This is a genomic window from Enterobacter cloacae complex sp. P13B, from assembly GCF_014895915.1.
In the GTDB taxonomy this organism is placed as follows: domain Bacteria; phylum Pseudomonadota; class Gammaproteobacteria; order Enterobacterales; family Enterobacteriaceae; genus Enterobacter; species Enterobacter bugandensis.
Genome location: NZ_JADBQN010000017.1, coordinates 1 through 14,492, shown reverse-complemented (window position 1 = coordinate 14,492; position 14,492 = coordinate 1). Strand labels below are relative to the sequence as shown.

Here is a 14,492-nt window from a genome sequence, read left to right as displayed (position 1 = left end):
CAAAGAATTAGCCGATGTACTGCTGGCCTTTCATGTATGGACGCAGCACTTCAGGGATCTCGATGCGGCCATCTGCCTGCTGGTAGTTTTCCAGCACGGCAACCAGCGTACGGCCAACAGCCAGACCAGAACCGTTCAGGGTATGCACCAGACGGGTTTTCTTGTCAGATTTGCTGCGGCAGCGTGCCTGCATGCGGCGCGCCTGGAAATCCCAGACGTTAGAGCAGGAGGAGATTTCACGGTAGGTGTTCTGTGCAGGCACCCAGACTTCCAGGTCGAAGGTTTTGCAGGCACCAAAGCCCATGTCACCGGTGCACAGCGCCATGCGGCGATACGGCAGGCCCAGCAGCTCCAGCACTTTTTCCGCATGGCCAGTCATCTCTTCCAGCGCGTCCATGGATTCTTCCGGACGGACAATCTGCACCATCTCGACTTTGTCGAACTGGTGCATACGGATCAGACCACGGGTGTCGCGACCGTAAGAACCGGCTTCTGAACGGAAGCACGGAGAGTGTGCCGTCAGCTTGATTGGCAGATCGTCTTCGTCAATGATCTCATCACGCACGAGGTTGGTCAGTGGCACTTCCGCGGTTGGGATCAGCGCATAGTTGCTGCTGTCTGCTTCTTCATCCAGCGGACGGGTATGGAACAGATCGCCGGCAAATTTCGGCAGCTGGCCCGTACCGTACAGCGTATCGTGGTTAACCAGATACGGAACATAGGTTTCGCTGTAGCCGTGCTGCTCGGTGTGCAGATCCAGCATGAACTGCGCCAGGGCGCGGTGCAGATGGGCAATCTGACCTTTCATTACTACGAAGCGAGAGCCGGTCAGCTTAACCGCAGCGGCAAAGTCCAGGCCCGCGTGCATTTCGCCCAGCGTCACGTGATCGCGCACCTCGAAGTCAAACTCGCGAGGCGTACCCCAGCGCTTCACTTCAACGTTGTCGTTCTCGTCTTTGCCGACAGGCACGCTGTCGTCAGGAATGTTCGGGATAGCCAGAGCGATGTCACGAATTTCGGCCTGAAGAACGTCCAGCTCCGCTTTCGCCTGATCCAGCTCTTCACCCAGCTTGTTCACTTCCAGGCGTAATGGCTCAATATCTTCCCCGCGCGCTTTCGCCTGGCCAATGGATTTCGATCGAGAGTTACGCTCTGCCTGCAGATTTTCAGTTTGTACCTGCAGTACTTTACGACGCTCTTCAAGAGCGCGCAGCTTATCTACATCCAGCTTAAAGCCCCGGCGTGCCAGTTTTTCAGCGACTGCGTCTGGCTCATTACGCAGCAGATTGGGATCGAGCATGCTTATCCTGTGCTTATCGAATTAAAATAGGAAATGTGACCACAGCCTGCGGTCACAAGGATACAATTGCCAACATTACCGCAACGATTGAACTAACGGTAGCGTTTTATAGGGCTATTTTGATCCTGTCCGGCGAGCCAGGTGAGCTTTTCACCAATCTTGCCTTCAAGACCTCTGTTTGTGGGATGATAATAGCGCGTTTGTGCCATCTCCTGCGGGAAATATTCCTCCCCGGCGGCGTAGGCGTTAGGCTCATCATGGGCGTAGCGATACTCCTGCCCGTAACCCATCTCTTTCATCAGTTTGGTTGGCGCATTGCGCAGATGAACCGGCACATCGTAGTCCGGGCGCTCGCGCGCATCCGACATCGCCGCTTTGAACGCGGTATAGACCGCATTGCTTTTCGGCGCGCAGGCCAGATAGACAATTGCCTGCGCAATGGCGCGTTCGCCTTCCGCCGGGCCTACGCGGGTGAAGCAGTCCCAGGCTGAAAGCGCAACCTGCATGGCGCGCGGGTCGGCATTGCCAACATCTTCTGACGCAATCGCCAGACAGCGGCGCGCAACATATAGCGGATCGCCACCTGCGGTAATGATACGTGCGTACCAGTAGAGCGCCGCATCCGGCGCGCTGCCGCGCACCGACTTATGCAGCGCCGAGATCAGGTCGTAGAAACGGTCGCCTTTATTATCGAAACGCGCGCTGCGCTCTCCGGCAATTTCCGTGAGCAGTTCAGGCTTCAATACGCGCTTGCCCGCATCGTCCACTTCGGCCATATCGGCCATCATTTCGAGCGTGTTCAGCGCGCGGCGCGCATCGCCGTTGACCAGCTCCGCAATCGCACGTCGCGTGTCGTCAGGCAGAACGATATCCTGCCCGCCGTAACCGCGCGATTTGTCGTCCATTGCCTGGGTCAGAACCTTTTCGATATCTTCTGTGGTCAGGGATTTAAGCAGGTAGACGCGGGCGCGGGACAGCAGCGCCGAGTTGAGTTCAAACGACGGGTTTTCGGTGGTCGCACCAATGAAGAAGATCGTCCCGTCCTCAATGTGCGGCAGGAAAGCATCCTGCTGGCTCTTGTTGAAGCGGTGGACTTCATCGACAAAGAGAATGGTGCGGCGTCCGGCATTACGGTTCTGACGCGCGCGCTCGATCGCCTCGCGGATCTCCTTCACGCCAGACGTTACCGCCGAGATGCGCTCAACGTCCGCGTTGGCATAGCGGGCGATCACTTCAGCGAGCGTGGTTTTTCCGGTACCGGGGGGCCCCCAGAGGATCATGGAGTGCAGATGCCCCGCCTCAATAGCGCGCGGCAAGGGTTTCCCCGCAGCCAGCAGATGCTGCTGACCGATGTACTGCGCTAAATTTTCTGGCCGCATACGGGCGGCCAGAGGTTGAAACGCATTATCTGAAAAATCGAGCGACAGGTTGCTCACTCACGCCTCTTACTTATTGCGTTGGTCGTCCACCGTTACGCCCTGCGGCGGGGTAAAGGTGAATTTCGATGCGTCAACGGCGCCGTTTTGCTGAGACTTAAGCTGGTAGCTGCTGCGCTGATCGTCCTGCTCAACCGCGCCGAACTGATTAATGGTACCGTTGGTGCTTACGTTGATGGTGAACTGCTTCAGATTGCCGTTGCTGCCTTTCGGCGTCAGGACAAACTCATCACCGTTCTGTTTAATGTTGTACTGCTGCCAGTCGCTGGTCTGGTTGCGGGCGATCAGCATAAACGGCGTATTGCTGGTCGCGTCTTTCAACCAGGTCGCAGTGGCCTGCTCAACAAACGGGTTGAAGAACCACAGGGTTTTACCGTCAGAAACCAGGATGCTCTCATCCGGCTGGGTCATGTGCCAGTTAAACAGATTGGGGCGTTTCACCCACAAATCACCCTGTCCTTCCTGCACCGCGTTGCCGCTGCCGTCCGTCACTTTTTGCGTGAAGCTGGCGTGGAAGCTGCTTACTTTATCCAGTCGGCTTTTAAGGTCGCTGGCTGCATCAGCCCAGACGCTGCTGGCTACAAAACTGGTGAGTAATGCACAGGCGATGGCGATTTTTTTCATTGTTATTCCTTAAAATACGTCTTCCCGAAATGGGGTTTCCGTTTCTATTCTGGACCTGCCCGAAGGCAGGCGACAGAAGAATATGCTTAATTTTTGCTGATTTACCCTTCTTTGCAATCGCTGAAGGTTAATCAAACGGCGGCGGAGCCAGCACTTCACGGTTACCGTTGTGCCCCTGCTCGCTCACAATGCCCTGCGCTTCCATCTGCTCGATGATGCGCGCCGCGCGGTTATAGCCGATGCGGAACTGACGCTGCACGCCAGAGATGGACGCTTTGCGTTTTTCAGTAACGAAATTAACCGCCTGGTCGAATAACGGATCCAGCTCTTCGCCGCCGTCAAAGCCACCGCCGCCGCCTTCGCTTTCGCTGTCGGAGGTAATGCCGTCAACGTACTGCGGACGTCCGCGCGCCTTCCAGTCCTGCACCACGGCGTGTACTTCCTGGTCGCGAACAAACGCGCCGTGTACGCGCACCGGAGAGGTGGAGTTCGGACCGGAGTACAGCATGTCACCCATTCCCAGCAGCGACTCAGCGCCGCCCTGGTCAAGAATGGTACGGGAGTCGATTTTGCTCGAAACGGTAAACGCAATACGGGTCGGAATATTCGCCTTAATCAGACCGGTGATAACGTCCACGGACGGACGCTGGGTCGCCAGCACCAGGTGAATACCTGCCGCACGCGCTTTCTGTGCCAGACGCGCGATCAGCTCTTCCACTTTCTTCCCGACGGTCATCATCAGGTCGGCGAATTCATCCACCAGCACGACGATATAAGGCAGTTTCTCCAGCACAGGATGCTGGGCATCCATGCTGTCACCCGGCTTCCAGTATGGGTCCGGAATCGGACGCCCCATGCGCGCCGCCTCGGCGATCTTCTCGTTATAACCGGCCAGGTTACGCACGCCCAGCGCCGACATCAGCTTGTAGCGACGCTCCATTTCATTGACGCTCCAGCGCAGGGCGTTGGCGGCGTCCTTCATGTCGGTGACCACTTCCGTCAGCAGGTGCGGAATGCCTTCGTAGACCGACAGTTCGAGCATTTTCGGGTCGATCATGATGAAACGCACGTCTTCAGGCTGCGCTTTGTAGAGCATGCTAAGGATCATGGCGTTCACGCCGACCGATTTACCGGAACCGGTGGTACCCGCTACCAGCAGGTGAGGCATTTTCGCGAGGTCTGCCACTACCGGGTCGCCGGCGATATCTTTACCCAACACCACGGTCAGCGGAGATGGGTTATCGCGGAACTTGGTGTTATCCAGCACTTCACGCAGGTAAACGGTCTGACGTTTCTTGTTCGGCAGCTCAAGGCCAACGTACGGTTTACCCGGAATCACTTCCACCACACGTACCGCTACGGTCGACAGAGAACGCGCCAGGTCGCGGGAGAGGTTAGAAATACGCGCGGCTTTGACGCCCGGCGCCAGGTTCAGCTCGAAACGGGTGATCACCGGACCCGGCGAGTAGTTCACCACGTCCGCCTTGATGCGGAAGTCTGCCAGACGGGCTTCCACCAGACGGGCCATCTGCTCCAGGGCAAACGTATCAACCGGCTCGACTTCAGCCGGTGGCGGCGTCAACAAATCCAGCGAAGGCAGCGGCGTGCTCGGACGCTGCAGCGGACGGCTATCACCGTTACGCATCAGCAGTGGGTGAATCAGGCTCTCCTGCGGCTGCGGCTGCGGTGCTGGCTGCTGGTACTGCGGCGGCTGCTGTTGTGGCTGCTGCGGTTGCGCATACGGCTGCTGAACAGGTTGCTGCGGCTGCGCGTAAGTCTGTGCCTGCGGCGCTGGCGGCTGACGCACAGGCTCTGCTTCAGGCATCACGCTTGGGGTGAACAGCGGCTCGCTCGGGCCATCATCCACCAGATCTTTCATCGGCGAGAACTCGAAATCCGATAATGAGAACGGGTTCGCACCAGCTGGCTGTTCACCGGAATAGCGCTGCTGCTGGGTAGCGGCAAACTGACGCGCCAGTTCAGCTTCTGCCGCATCATCGTCGTCTTCCAGCGCAGGTTCGTCATGCTGATAGTCTTCACCGTAGCGCTGATTCTGCTGCGCGGCGAACTGGCGCGCCAGCTCGTCCTGCTGCATTTCATCAGCATCATCTTCGTAGTCCGTCCCACGCGCTTTCTCTTCGGCCATCCGCTGGGAAGGCAGCTTGATCCCATAGGAGGCAAGCTCACGACGGGTTGGAACGCGAACGCGGTTAGGGCGAGGCAGTTGAGGACCAATTCCCTCTTTCACCTGCGGACGCGGCGCACCGCCCGTTGCCAGGCTAAAGACAGGTGCCGCCGCCGCTGCGGCTGCGGTAGCCTGCTTCACGCTTTCCGCTACGGGGGCAACAGCAGGCGTCGGGTCGACCGGTGGAACCGAAACCGACGGGGCTTTTGGAGCAGGATCCTGCACCGGTTCAGGCACAGGCTGATACCATGCCGCCAGCTGTTCGCGCTCACGAGCACGGCGTTCTTCAACTTCTTCAAAATAGTACATTGGCGGACGAGACGGTTTCACCTCTTCCACCACCTCAGGTTCAGGCTGAGGCTCGACATAAGGCTGCACAGGTTCAACCGGTTCAGGCACGTACTCCTGATAAGGCTGGGCCACAGGCTGTTCAGAGTGCGGCTGTTCATACTCAGGTTGCGGCGGCTGATAAGGCTGCTGCCACTGCTCCTGCTGCACGGGGATATAGCTCTCTGGTTCCGGCGCGATAACAGGCTCCGGCGTGTGGATACCCGGCGCGGTCTGCCAGGCAACCTGAAGCTGCTGAATAGCGGATTCCGGAGGCGGAACCGGCGCGGATGGCATCACGGCTTCGACAGGCGCGGCATACGCCTGTGATGCTGTCGTTGCGGCTGCGGCCGCGGCAACCGGCGCGGTAACGGTATGGCCGTTAAGCAGCGGATCGTATTCATCGAAATCACCCGGCATCGCACGGTTGCCGGAGAAAAGCACATCATCAGGATCGACTGCACTACCCGCTGCGCGGTACTCCACCTGCTCGTCTTCATCCATACGCTTACCGGAGAAGAGCGCCGCGTCGGTTTTACGTCCAAGCGGGTTGGCAAATTTTTCAGCAACGCGCTGGCGACGCGCCAGGGCACCACGCAGAATACGGGCACGACGAGATTCACGACGTTGCACCGGCGCATCGTCTTCCTCTTCGTACTCATCTTCATATTCTTCTTCATCGACCCACGTGTCGTCGCGGCGGGTACGGTTGCTCGCGAAGGTCAGGATCGTCAGAATAAAGCTGCCGATCTTCTCGGCAATGCTCACCCATGACCAGCCGGTAAACAGCGTCAGCCCGGCCGCCCAGATGCAGAGCAGCGCCAGCGTGCCGCCGCTGCTGTGAAGCATCGGCTGTAGCGCAGAGCTCAGCAGGCTGCCAATCACCCCACCGGAGGCGAAGTACCAGATATCATCGGCATTAATCGCCGCCAGCCCGCAGGAGGTGAGGATCAGCGCCAGGGCGCCAATCAGGCGCAGGGAAACCGCAAAATAGTCGATGTAATCATCGTTCTGACGATGACGCCATGCAAACCAGCATCCGCCAATGATTATGACGGGAATGGTGTAGGCCATCACACCGAAAATGAAAAAGAGCGTGTCCGCAAGCCAGGCTCCGGGTACGCCGCCTAAATTATGGATAGGCTCATGCCACGCGGTTTGCGACCAGCTGGGATCGGAGGGGTTGAAACTGAGTAAGGCTGCCATCAGCCAGACGGCAAAAAGGGCAATAACGATCAGCAAAGCCTCGAGGAGACGACGTCCGCTGCTTAGCTTCGATAGTGTGACTTCTTTGTCTTCAGTGTATTCCTGGCTCAAGAAAGGCTCTCCAGGTATCAGGCATATCCTGCCTGTTTGCTAAAACGGACAACAGCGCCGGGGCTCCCCGGCACTGTTGCTGTATGGATTAACAGGAGTGTAATCAAACTACGCTGATTTTGCACCTGTTCCGTGTTAGCGCGTCTTAATAACTAGACGATTGCTCTGTTTGACCTCTTCCATCACCACATAGGTACGGGTGTCGTTCACGCCTGGCAGACGCAGCAGGGTTTCCCCCAGCAGCTTACGGTAGGCGGACATATCAGGCACACGGGTTTTCAACAGGTAGTCGAAATCACCGGACACCAGATGACACTCTTGAATTTCTTCAAGTTTTTGTACAGCGGCGTTAAATTGCTCAAACACATCCGGCGCACCACGATTCAGAGTAATCTCAACAAATACCAGAAGTGAGGCATCCAGATAATGCGGGTTCAGCAGAGCCGTATAGCCCTGAATAAAACCCTGTCTTTCCAGTCGGCGCACACGCTCAAGGCACGGCGTCGGGGAAAGTCCCACACGTTTTGAAAGCTCGACGTTGGAAATACGCCCATCCTTTTGCAATTCATTAAGAATGTTACGATCGATACGGTCGAGATCTTTGCCAGGGCGCTTCTTGCTATCTACCATTATTATTGTCTCTCTGTATTCCTTCCCTACTCCTGCCTGGACCCTGTGCACATCACTGTTCAGAGCCTGTACCCGTTAGTCATCACATCGCCTGGTTATGTATTAGACGCGATGCGGATTCGGGTTCTGTTGGTAAGAAGACCGCTGCCCGAAGGCTGTCACCGACATCACGTATGGCGTCTGTCCACGCCATGCGTAGATTTCACTGACACGGTAAAAATGGCATTTACGTGCATGCCTATGCGGCATACTGTTAACGCGGTTTTTTTTCTTCCTTGAATGTTTTCGCAAATGCGCAGGGGATTGTCAAAGCAAAACATCGTTTTTTAGTACAAGATGCCGGATATTCATTACGGGGGGGTATTAATCCTCATTTTACTGCTTTATAAACGAGCGGTTTTCAGTAGAAAACGTGACGTAACGGCACTGGATTCATCGGGCGCAGCTATTGCATATATCGAAAGCAAAATCCCAGTGCTCTTTTTTTACGGCAACAAATTCCCTACAATCCAGCCCATTGCCTGCCAACAACAATGGGGATCTCATGGGCACGACCAAACACAGTAAGTTGTTAATCCTTGGTTCTGGACCTGCGGGATATACCGCGGCGGTCTATGCTGCACGCGCAAACCTGCAGCCGGTTCTGATCACCGGCATGGAAAAAGGCGGTCAGTTGACCACCACCACGGAAGTGGAAAACTGGCCGGGCGACCCGAACGATCTGACCGGGCCGCTGCTGATGGAACGCATGCACGAGCATGCCGCCAAATTCGAAACCGAAATCCTGTTCGACCACATTAATAAAGTGGATTTGCAGAACCGTCCGTTCCGCCTGACGGGTGACAGCGGTGAATACACCTGCGATGCGCTAATCATTGCCACCGGCGCCTCTGCCCGTTATCTCGGCCTGCCGTCTGAAGAAGCGTTCAAAGGCCGCGGCGTCTCTGCCTGTGCGACCTGCGACGGTTTCTTCTACCGTAACCAGAAAGTGGCGGTTATCGGCGGCGGTAATACCGCGGTGGAAGAAGCGCTGTACCTGGCGAACATTGCCTCTGAGGTGCACTTAATCCACCGTCGTGACACCTTCCGCGCCGAGAAGATCCTCATTAAGCGCCTGATGGATAAAGTGGCGAGCGGCAACATCGTGCTGCACACCAACCGTACCCTGGAAGAAGTCACCGGCGATCAGATGGGCGTTGCGGGTCTGCGCATTCGTGATACCCAGAACACCGATAACGTCGAAACGCTGGAAGTGGCGGGCCTGTTTGTGGCAATCGGCCACAGCCCGAACACCGCGATCTTCGAAGGCCAGCTGGAGCTGGAAAACGGCTATATCAAAGTGCAGTCCGGCATTCACGGTAACGCGACCCAGACCAGCATCCCGGGCGTGTTCGCTGCCGGTGACGTGATGGACCATATTTATCGTCAGGCGATCACCTCTGCGGGCACCGGCTGTATGGCCGCGCTGGACGCTGAACGCTACCTCGACGGACTGGCTGAACAAGGTAAATAATCTTTACAAGTCAGTAACAAACGTAAATAAAGGCGGCCACAGGTCGCCTTTATTTTTGCTCGCGTGTAACATGCAGATGTCTAATTTCTTATAACGTCACCTGCAAAATACGCAATGGAAAAAACCCGTCAACAAGAGTTAACACGCTGGCTGAAACAGCAAAGCGTTATTTCCCGCCGCTGGCTTACGATCTCCCGTCTTCTGGGGTTCGTTAGCGGTCTGTTGATTGTTGCCCAGGCATGGCTGCTGGCCCGCATTCTTAATCACATGATCATGGAGAACATTCCCCGCGAAGCGCTCCTGCTGCCCTTTATTGTTCTGATCCTGGTTTTTGTCCTGCGCGCCTGGGTGGTGTGGCTGCGTGAACGTGTCGGCTTCCACGCCGGACAGCATATCCGCTACGAGATCCGTCGTCAGGTGCTCGACCGCCTGCAGGAAGCCGGGCCCGCGTGGATCCAGGGTAAACCGGCCGGAAGCTGGGCGACGCTGATCCTTGAGCAGATCGACGATATGCACGATTACTACGCGCGCTATCTTCCGCAGATGGCGCTGGCGGTTTTTGTGCCGCTGTTGATTGTTATTGCCATCTTCCCGGTTAACTGGGTGGCGGCGCTGATCCTGCTGGGGACCGCTCCGCTGATCCCGCTGTTTATGGCGATGGTCGGCATGGGTGCGGCTGATGCCAACCGCCGCAACTTCCTGGCGCTGGGCCGGCTGAGCGGACATTTCCTCGATCGTCTGCGCGGGATGGAAACCCTGCGTATTTTTGGTCGCGGTGAAGCGGAAACCGAGAACATTCGCCAGGCATCACAGGACTTCCGCCAGCGCACGATGGAAGTGTTACGCCTGGCGTTCCTCTCGTCCGGCGTGCTGGAATTCTTTACCTCGCTGTCGATTGCCCTCGTGGCGGTTTATTTCGGTTTCTCCTATCTCGGCGCGCTGGATTTCGGCCACTACGGCACGGCGGTGACCCTCTCTGCCGGTTTCCTCGCGCTCATCCTGGCTCCGGAGTTTTTCCAGCCGCTTCGCGACCTGGGGACCTTCTATCATGCCAAAGCGCAGGCCGTTGGCGCGGCCGACAGCCTGAAAACCTTCCTGGAGACGCCGCTGGCGCACCCGGAGCGCGGTGACGTGGCGCTAAACGCTAAAGAGCCGGTAACCGTCGACGCGAGCGATTTCTGCATTCTCTCGCCGGAAGGAAAAGTGCTGGCTGGCCCGCTGAACTTTAGCCTGACCGCCGGAAAACGCGTGGTGCTGGTCGGCACCAGCGGTTCAGGGAAGAGTTCGCTACTGAATGCGTTATCCGGTTTTATGGCCTACACCGGTTCGCTGCGGATAAACAAAACTGAACTGCGTAATCTCGATCCCGACGCCTGGCGTAAGCAGCTCAGTTGGGTCGGACAAAACCCTCAGCTACCTGCTTCCACGCTGCGCGAAAACGTGCTCCTGGCACGCCCGGATGCTCGTGAAGATGAACTGCAGTCCGTTCTCGACCGCGCGTGGGTCAGTGAATTTCTGCCGCTGCTCCCGCAGAGTGTCGATACCGTGGTAGGCGATCAGTCTGCCGGGCTGTCTGTCGGCCAGGCACAGCGCGTGGCCGTCGCCCGTGCGCTGCTGAACCCGTGCCAGCTGATGCTGCTGGATGAGCCTGCTGCCAGCCTGGATTCACACAGCGAGCAGCGCGTCATGGCGGCCCTGAGCGCCGCTTCCCTGCAGCAAACCACCCTTATGGTTACCCATCAGTTGGAAGGCATTGCTGACTGGGATGAGATCTGGGTGATGGAAAACGGTCATATTGTTGAGCAAGGCAATTACGCCGCTCTTGTTGCCGCGCAGGGGCCGTTCGCCGCCCTGCTGGCGAACCGTCAGGAGGACATCTGATGCGCGCTCTGCTGCCTTATCTTGCGCTCTATAAACGCCACAAGTGGATGCTGACGCTGGGGATCGTGCTGGCGATTGTCACGCTGCTTGCCAGCATCGGCCTGCTCACGCTTTCCGGCTGGTTCCTGTCGGCCTCCGCCGTAGCTGGGTTCGCCGGATTATACAGCTTCAACTATATGCTGCCGGCGGCAGGCGTGCGAGGTACCGCCATTACCCGTACTGCCGGACGCTATTTCGAGCGGCTGGTCAGCCACGACGCGACGTTCCGCGTCCTGCAGCACCTGCGCATTTACACCTTCAGCAAACTGCTTCCCCTCTCCCCTGCCGGGCTGGCGCGTTTTCGCCAGGGCGAATTACTGAACCGTGTCGTTGCGGATGTCGACACGCTGGACCACCTTTACCTGCGGGTGATCTCCCCGATAGTGGGCGCGCTTGTGGTGATTGTGGTAGTTACGCTGGGGCTGTCCGTTCTGGATGTTCCCGTTGCGCTGACGCTGGGCGGGATCATGCTGCTGACGCTTATCATTCTGCCGCCGCTGTTTTATCGCGCCGGGAAATCCACCGGGGAAAACCTGACGCGGCTGCGCGGGGATTACCGCCAGCAGCTGACCTCCTGGCTTCAGGGCCAGGCAGAGCTAACCATTTTTGGTGCCAGCAAGCGCTACCGTGCCCGAATGGAAAGTACGGAGCTGAACTGGCATGAAGCCCAGCGCCGCCAGTCGGAACTGACGGCCTTCTCGCAGGCGCTGATGGTGTTAATCGGCGGCGTGGCGGTGATCGCCATGCTGTGGCTGGCATCCGGCGGGATTGGCGGTAATACCCAGCCAGGCCCTCTTATTGCACTCTTTGTTTTCTGCGCGCTGGCCGCATTTGAGGCACTGGCCCCGGTGACGGGCGCTTTCCAGCATCTTGGACAGGTGATCGCCTCTGCCCTGCGCATCACCCAGATTGCCGAACAAAAGCCTGAAGTCACGTTCAGTGCCGGGCAAACCACCGTGCCTGAGCAGGTGGCGCTGACGCTTGATAACGTGACCTTCGCCTATGACAAACAGGCGCAGAACGCGCTGGAGGGTATCAACCTTTCCGTTAATGCAGGGCAGCGGATTGCGATCCTCGGCCGTACCGGCTGCGGTAAGTCGACGTTGCTGCAGCTGCTGACGCGCGCCTGGGATCCACAGCACGGTCAGATTCGTTTTAATAACACGTTGCTGACTGATTTCAGCGAGCAGGCCCTGCGCAAGACCGTGAGCGTTGTTCCACAGCGCGTGCATCTGTTTAGCGCCACCCTGCGCGATAACCTGCTGCTGGCCGCGCCAGAGGCTTCGGACGATGATCTTCGCGCCGTACTGGAGCAGGTCGGACTGCAAAAGCTGCTTGAGGACGAAGGACTGAACAGCTGGCTGGGAGAAGGCGGTCGTCAGCTTTCCGGCGGAGAGCTGCGCCGTCTGGCCATTGCGCGTGCGCTGCTGCATGATGCACCTCTGATGCTGCTCGACGAACCTACAGAAGGGCTTGATGCGACAACCGAGAGTCAAATCCTTGATTTACTGGCAAACGTTATGGCAGGAAAAACCGTCCTGATGGTGACGCACCGCCTGCGCGGGCTGGCAAGTTTTGATCGGATAATTGTGATGGACAACGGACACATTATTGAGCAAGGTAGTCACGCAGAGCTGTTGACGAAACAGGGTCGCTACTACCAGTTCAAACAGCGTCTGTAGACTATATTTGTAGCGTCCTCACTCGCGTACTGGAGTTTTGCTGTCATGCGCCTGGTCCAGCTTTCTCGTCATAACATCGCGTTTCCTTCGCCGGAGGGAGCGCTGCGTGAGCCCAACGGGCTGCTGGCCCTTGGCGGTGACCTTAGCCCTGCGCGGCTATTAATGGCCTACCAGCGCGGCATCTTCCCGTGGTTTTCTCCCGGCGACCCGATTTTATGGTGGTCTCCCGACCCGCGCGCCGTGCTGTGGCCAGCGCAGTTCCATCTGAGCCGCAGCATGAAGCGTTTCCATGCAAAATCCCCATATAGCGTCACGCTGAATCACGCCTTTGGGCAGGTGATCGAAGGCTGTGCCGAAGATCGCCATGAAGGGACGTGGATCACCCGCGATATCGTCAACGCCTACCACCAGCTCCATGAGCTTGGCTACGCCCACTCCATTGAGGTTTGGGAAAAGGGGGAACTGGTTGGCGGCATGTACGGTGTGGCGCAGGGGACGCTGTTTTGCGGCGAATCGATGTTCTCCCGTGCGGTTAACGCCTCGAAAACCGCGCTGCTGGTCTTCTGCGAGGCCTTTGCCCAGCGCGGCGGACGCCTGATCGATTGTCAGGTGCTCAACGAGCACACGGCCTCTCTCGGTGCAGTTGACATCCCGCGACGACAGTATATCGAGCATCTGGACGCCTGCCGTCAGGAGAAGCTCCCGCGCGACTTCTGGATCCCCAGAACGCTCTTTATGCCCAATGCTTAAATGTTTTCCGCATATTTTTTGTGAGGGTGTTATAATTATGCCGCAGAGTAGCTTCTGCCTGTTGCCCCGCCGCCGTTTGGGACCCTCGCTTCAGATAACGTCCTGACGTTTATCCTGTCGTCTCCCCTTTACGAATGCGCTTCCTGTTCGGTTGTACCGTGACGCTTGGGCAATGCGCCGAAACTGTTTTGCTGCGTTTTAATCGCGCAATTCTTTACTTAATTGATGAATTTCGGCATTATCTTGCCGGTTCAAAACTTGGTAGTGATACCCCAGAGGATTAGATGGCCAAAGAAGACAATATTGAAATGCAGGGTACCGTACTTGATACGTTGCCTAATACCATGTTTCGCGTAGAGCTGGAAAACGGTCACGTGGTAACTGCGCACATCTCCGGTAAAATGCGCAAAAACTACATCCGCATTTTGACGGGCGACAAAGTGACTGTTGAACTGACCCCGTACGACCTGAGCAAAGGCCGCATTGTCTTCCGTAGTCGCTAATTTTTTCGCCTGTAATGGCAGATGAATATTAAATAAGGCCGGGATATTCCCGGCCTTATTTTTTAGTGGTGCTGTTGATTATTTGAACAATTAGTTGGCCGTTCGTTCCAGCTTAAGGGCTGTCTGTTCGACAGTGCACGGTGCGACGACTGTTAGGCCTTATTTTCTATTTTGCTGAGCTGCGTGTGCGGCAGTGCACTACTCCCGGTACTGTCGGTTAATTCGATTGAATTTCTAAGCTGTCTGTAAGGCAGTGCACAACGTCGTTCATGCTGAAGATTCGCTGGTAATTTTCTAAGCTGCCT

General features: G+C 57.1%; 10 protein-coding genes. 5 read left to right on the top strand and 5 right to left on the bottom strand.

Annotated elements, in window-relative coordinates; genetic code table 11:
* Positions 1-7: 7 nt before the first annotated feature.
* The 5 genes from serS to lrp all read right to left on the bottom strand — a co-directional run bounded on the left by serS (position 8) and on the right by lrp (position 7,819).
* A complete protein-coding gene (serS, locus tag IM273_RS09245; protein ID WP_008499983.1) occupies positions 8-1,300 on the bottom strand; it encodes a serine--tRNA ligase in 1,293 nt (430 codons plus the stop codon).
* A 92-nt stretch (positions 1,301-1,392) separates the two neighbouring features.
* Complete coding sequence (gene rarA, locus IM273_RS09240; protein ID WP_045630019.1) at positions 1,393-2,736, bottom strand: replication-associated recombination protein RarA; 1,344 nt, start codon at positions 2,734-2,736, stop codon at positions 1,393-1,395.
* Between the two features lie 9 nt (positions 2,737-2,745).
* On the bottom strand, positions 2,746-3,360 hold the full coding sequence (lolA, locus tag IM273_RS09235; RefSeq protein WP_028012557.1) for an outer membrane lipoprotein chaperone LolA: 615 nt from the start codon (positions 3,358-3,360) through the stop codon (positions 2,746-2,748).
* Positions 3,361-3,487: 127 nt separating this feature from the next.
* A complete protein-coding gene (locus tag IM273_RS09230) occupies positions 3,488-7,189 on the bottom strand; it encodes a DNA translocase FtsK 4TM domain-containing protein (RefSeq protein ID WP_193051764.1) in 3,702 nt (1,233 codons plus the stop codon).
* Between the two features lie 135 nt (positions 7,190-7,324).
* A complete protein-coding gene (gene lrp / locus IM273_RS09225) occupies positions 7,325-7,819 on the bottom strand; it encodes a leucine-responsive transcriptional regulator Lrp (RefSeq protein ID WP_000228469.1) in 495 nt (164 codons plus the stop codon).
* Positions 7,820-8,363: 544 nt separating this feature from the next.
* Between lrp and trxB the strand changes: the two genes are divergently transcribed.
* From trxB to infA, 5 genes are all read left to right on the top strand, one after another.
* Positions 8,364-9,332, top strand: coding sequence for a thioredoxin-disulfide reductase (gene trxB, locus IM273_RS09220; RefSeq protein ID WP_028012555.1), 969 nt, complete (start codon positions 8,364-8,366; stop codon positions 9,330-9,332).
* 114 nt (positions 9,333-9,446) lie between these two features.
* Positions 9,447-11,213: a cysteine/glutathione ABC transporter permease/ATP-binding protein CydD gene (gene cydD, locus IM273_RS09215; RefSeq protein ID WP_193051763.1), complete on the top strand. Its 1,767-nt coding sequence runs from the start codon at positions 9,447-9,449 to the stop codon at positions 11,211-11,213.
* Positions 11,213-12,934 (top strand): cysteine/glutathione ABC transporter ATP-binding protein/permease CydC, encoded by a 1,722-nt coding sequence (gene cydC, locus IM273_RS09210; protein WP_193051762.1) that lies wholly within the window; start codon positions 11,213-11,215, stop codon positions 12,932-12,934. The genes cydD and cydC overlap by 1 nt, the downstream gene beginning before the upstream one ends.
* A gap of 45 nt (positions 12,935-12,979) precedes the next feature.
* Positions 12,980-13,684 (top strand): leucyl/phenylalanyl-tRNA--protein transferase, encoded by a 705-nt coding sequence (gene aat / locus IM273_RS09205; RefSeq protein WP_028012552.1) that lies wholly within the window; start codon positions 12,980-12,982, stop codon positions 13,682-13,684.
* A gap of 284 nt (positions 13,685-13,968) precedes the next feature.
* On the top strand, positions 13,969-14,187 hold the full coding sequence (infA, locus tag IM273_RS09200) for a translation initiation factor IF-1 (protein WP_002211347.1): 219 nt from the start codon (positions 13,969-13,971) through the stop codon (positions 14,185-14,187).
* Positions 14,188-14,492 lie beyond the last annotated feature (305 nt).

Coding starts and splice junctions, on each gene's coding strand:
- infA (WP_002211347.1), top strand. CDS start 13,969: ATGGCCAAAGAAGACAATATTGAAATGCAGGGTACCGTACTTGATACG.
- aat (WP_028012552.1), top strand. CDS start 12,980: ATGCGCCTGGTCCAGCTTTCTCGTCATAACATCGCGTTTCCTTCGCCG.
- cydC (WP_193051762.1), top strand. CDS start 11,213: ATGCGCGCTCTGCTGCCTTATCTTGCGCTCTATAAACGCCACAAGTGG.
- cydD (WP_193051763.1), top strand. CDS start 9,447: ATGGAAAAAACCCGTCAACAAGAGTTAACACGCTGGCTGAAACAGCAA.
- trxB (WP_028012555.1), top strand. CDS start 8,364: ATGGGCACGACCAAACACAGTAAGTTGTTAATCCTTGGTTCTGGACCT.
- lrp (WP_000228469.1), bottom strand. CDS start 7,819: ATGGTAGATAGCAAGAAGCGCCCTGGCAAAGATCTCGACCGTATCGAT.
- lolA (WP_028012557.1), bottom strand. CDS start 3,360: ATGAAAAAAATCGCCATCGCCTGTGCATTACTCACCAGTTTTGTAGCC.
- serS (WP_008499983.1), bottom strand. CDS start 1,300: ATGCTCGATCCCAATCTGCTGCGTAATGAGCCAGACGCAGTCGCTGAA.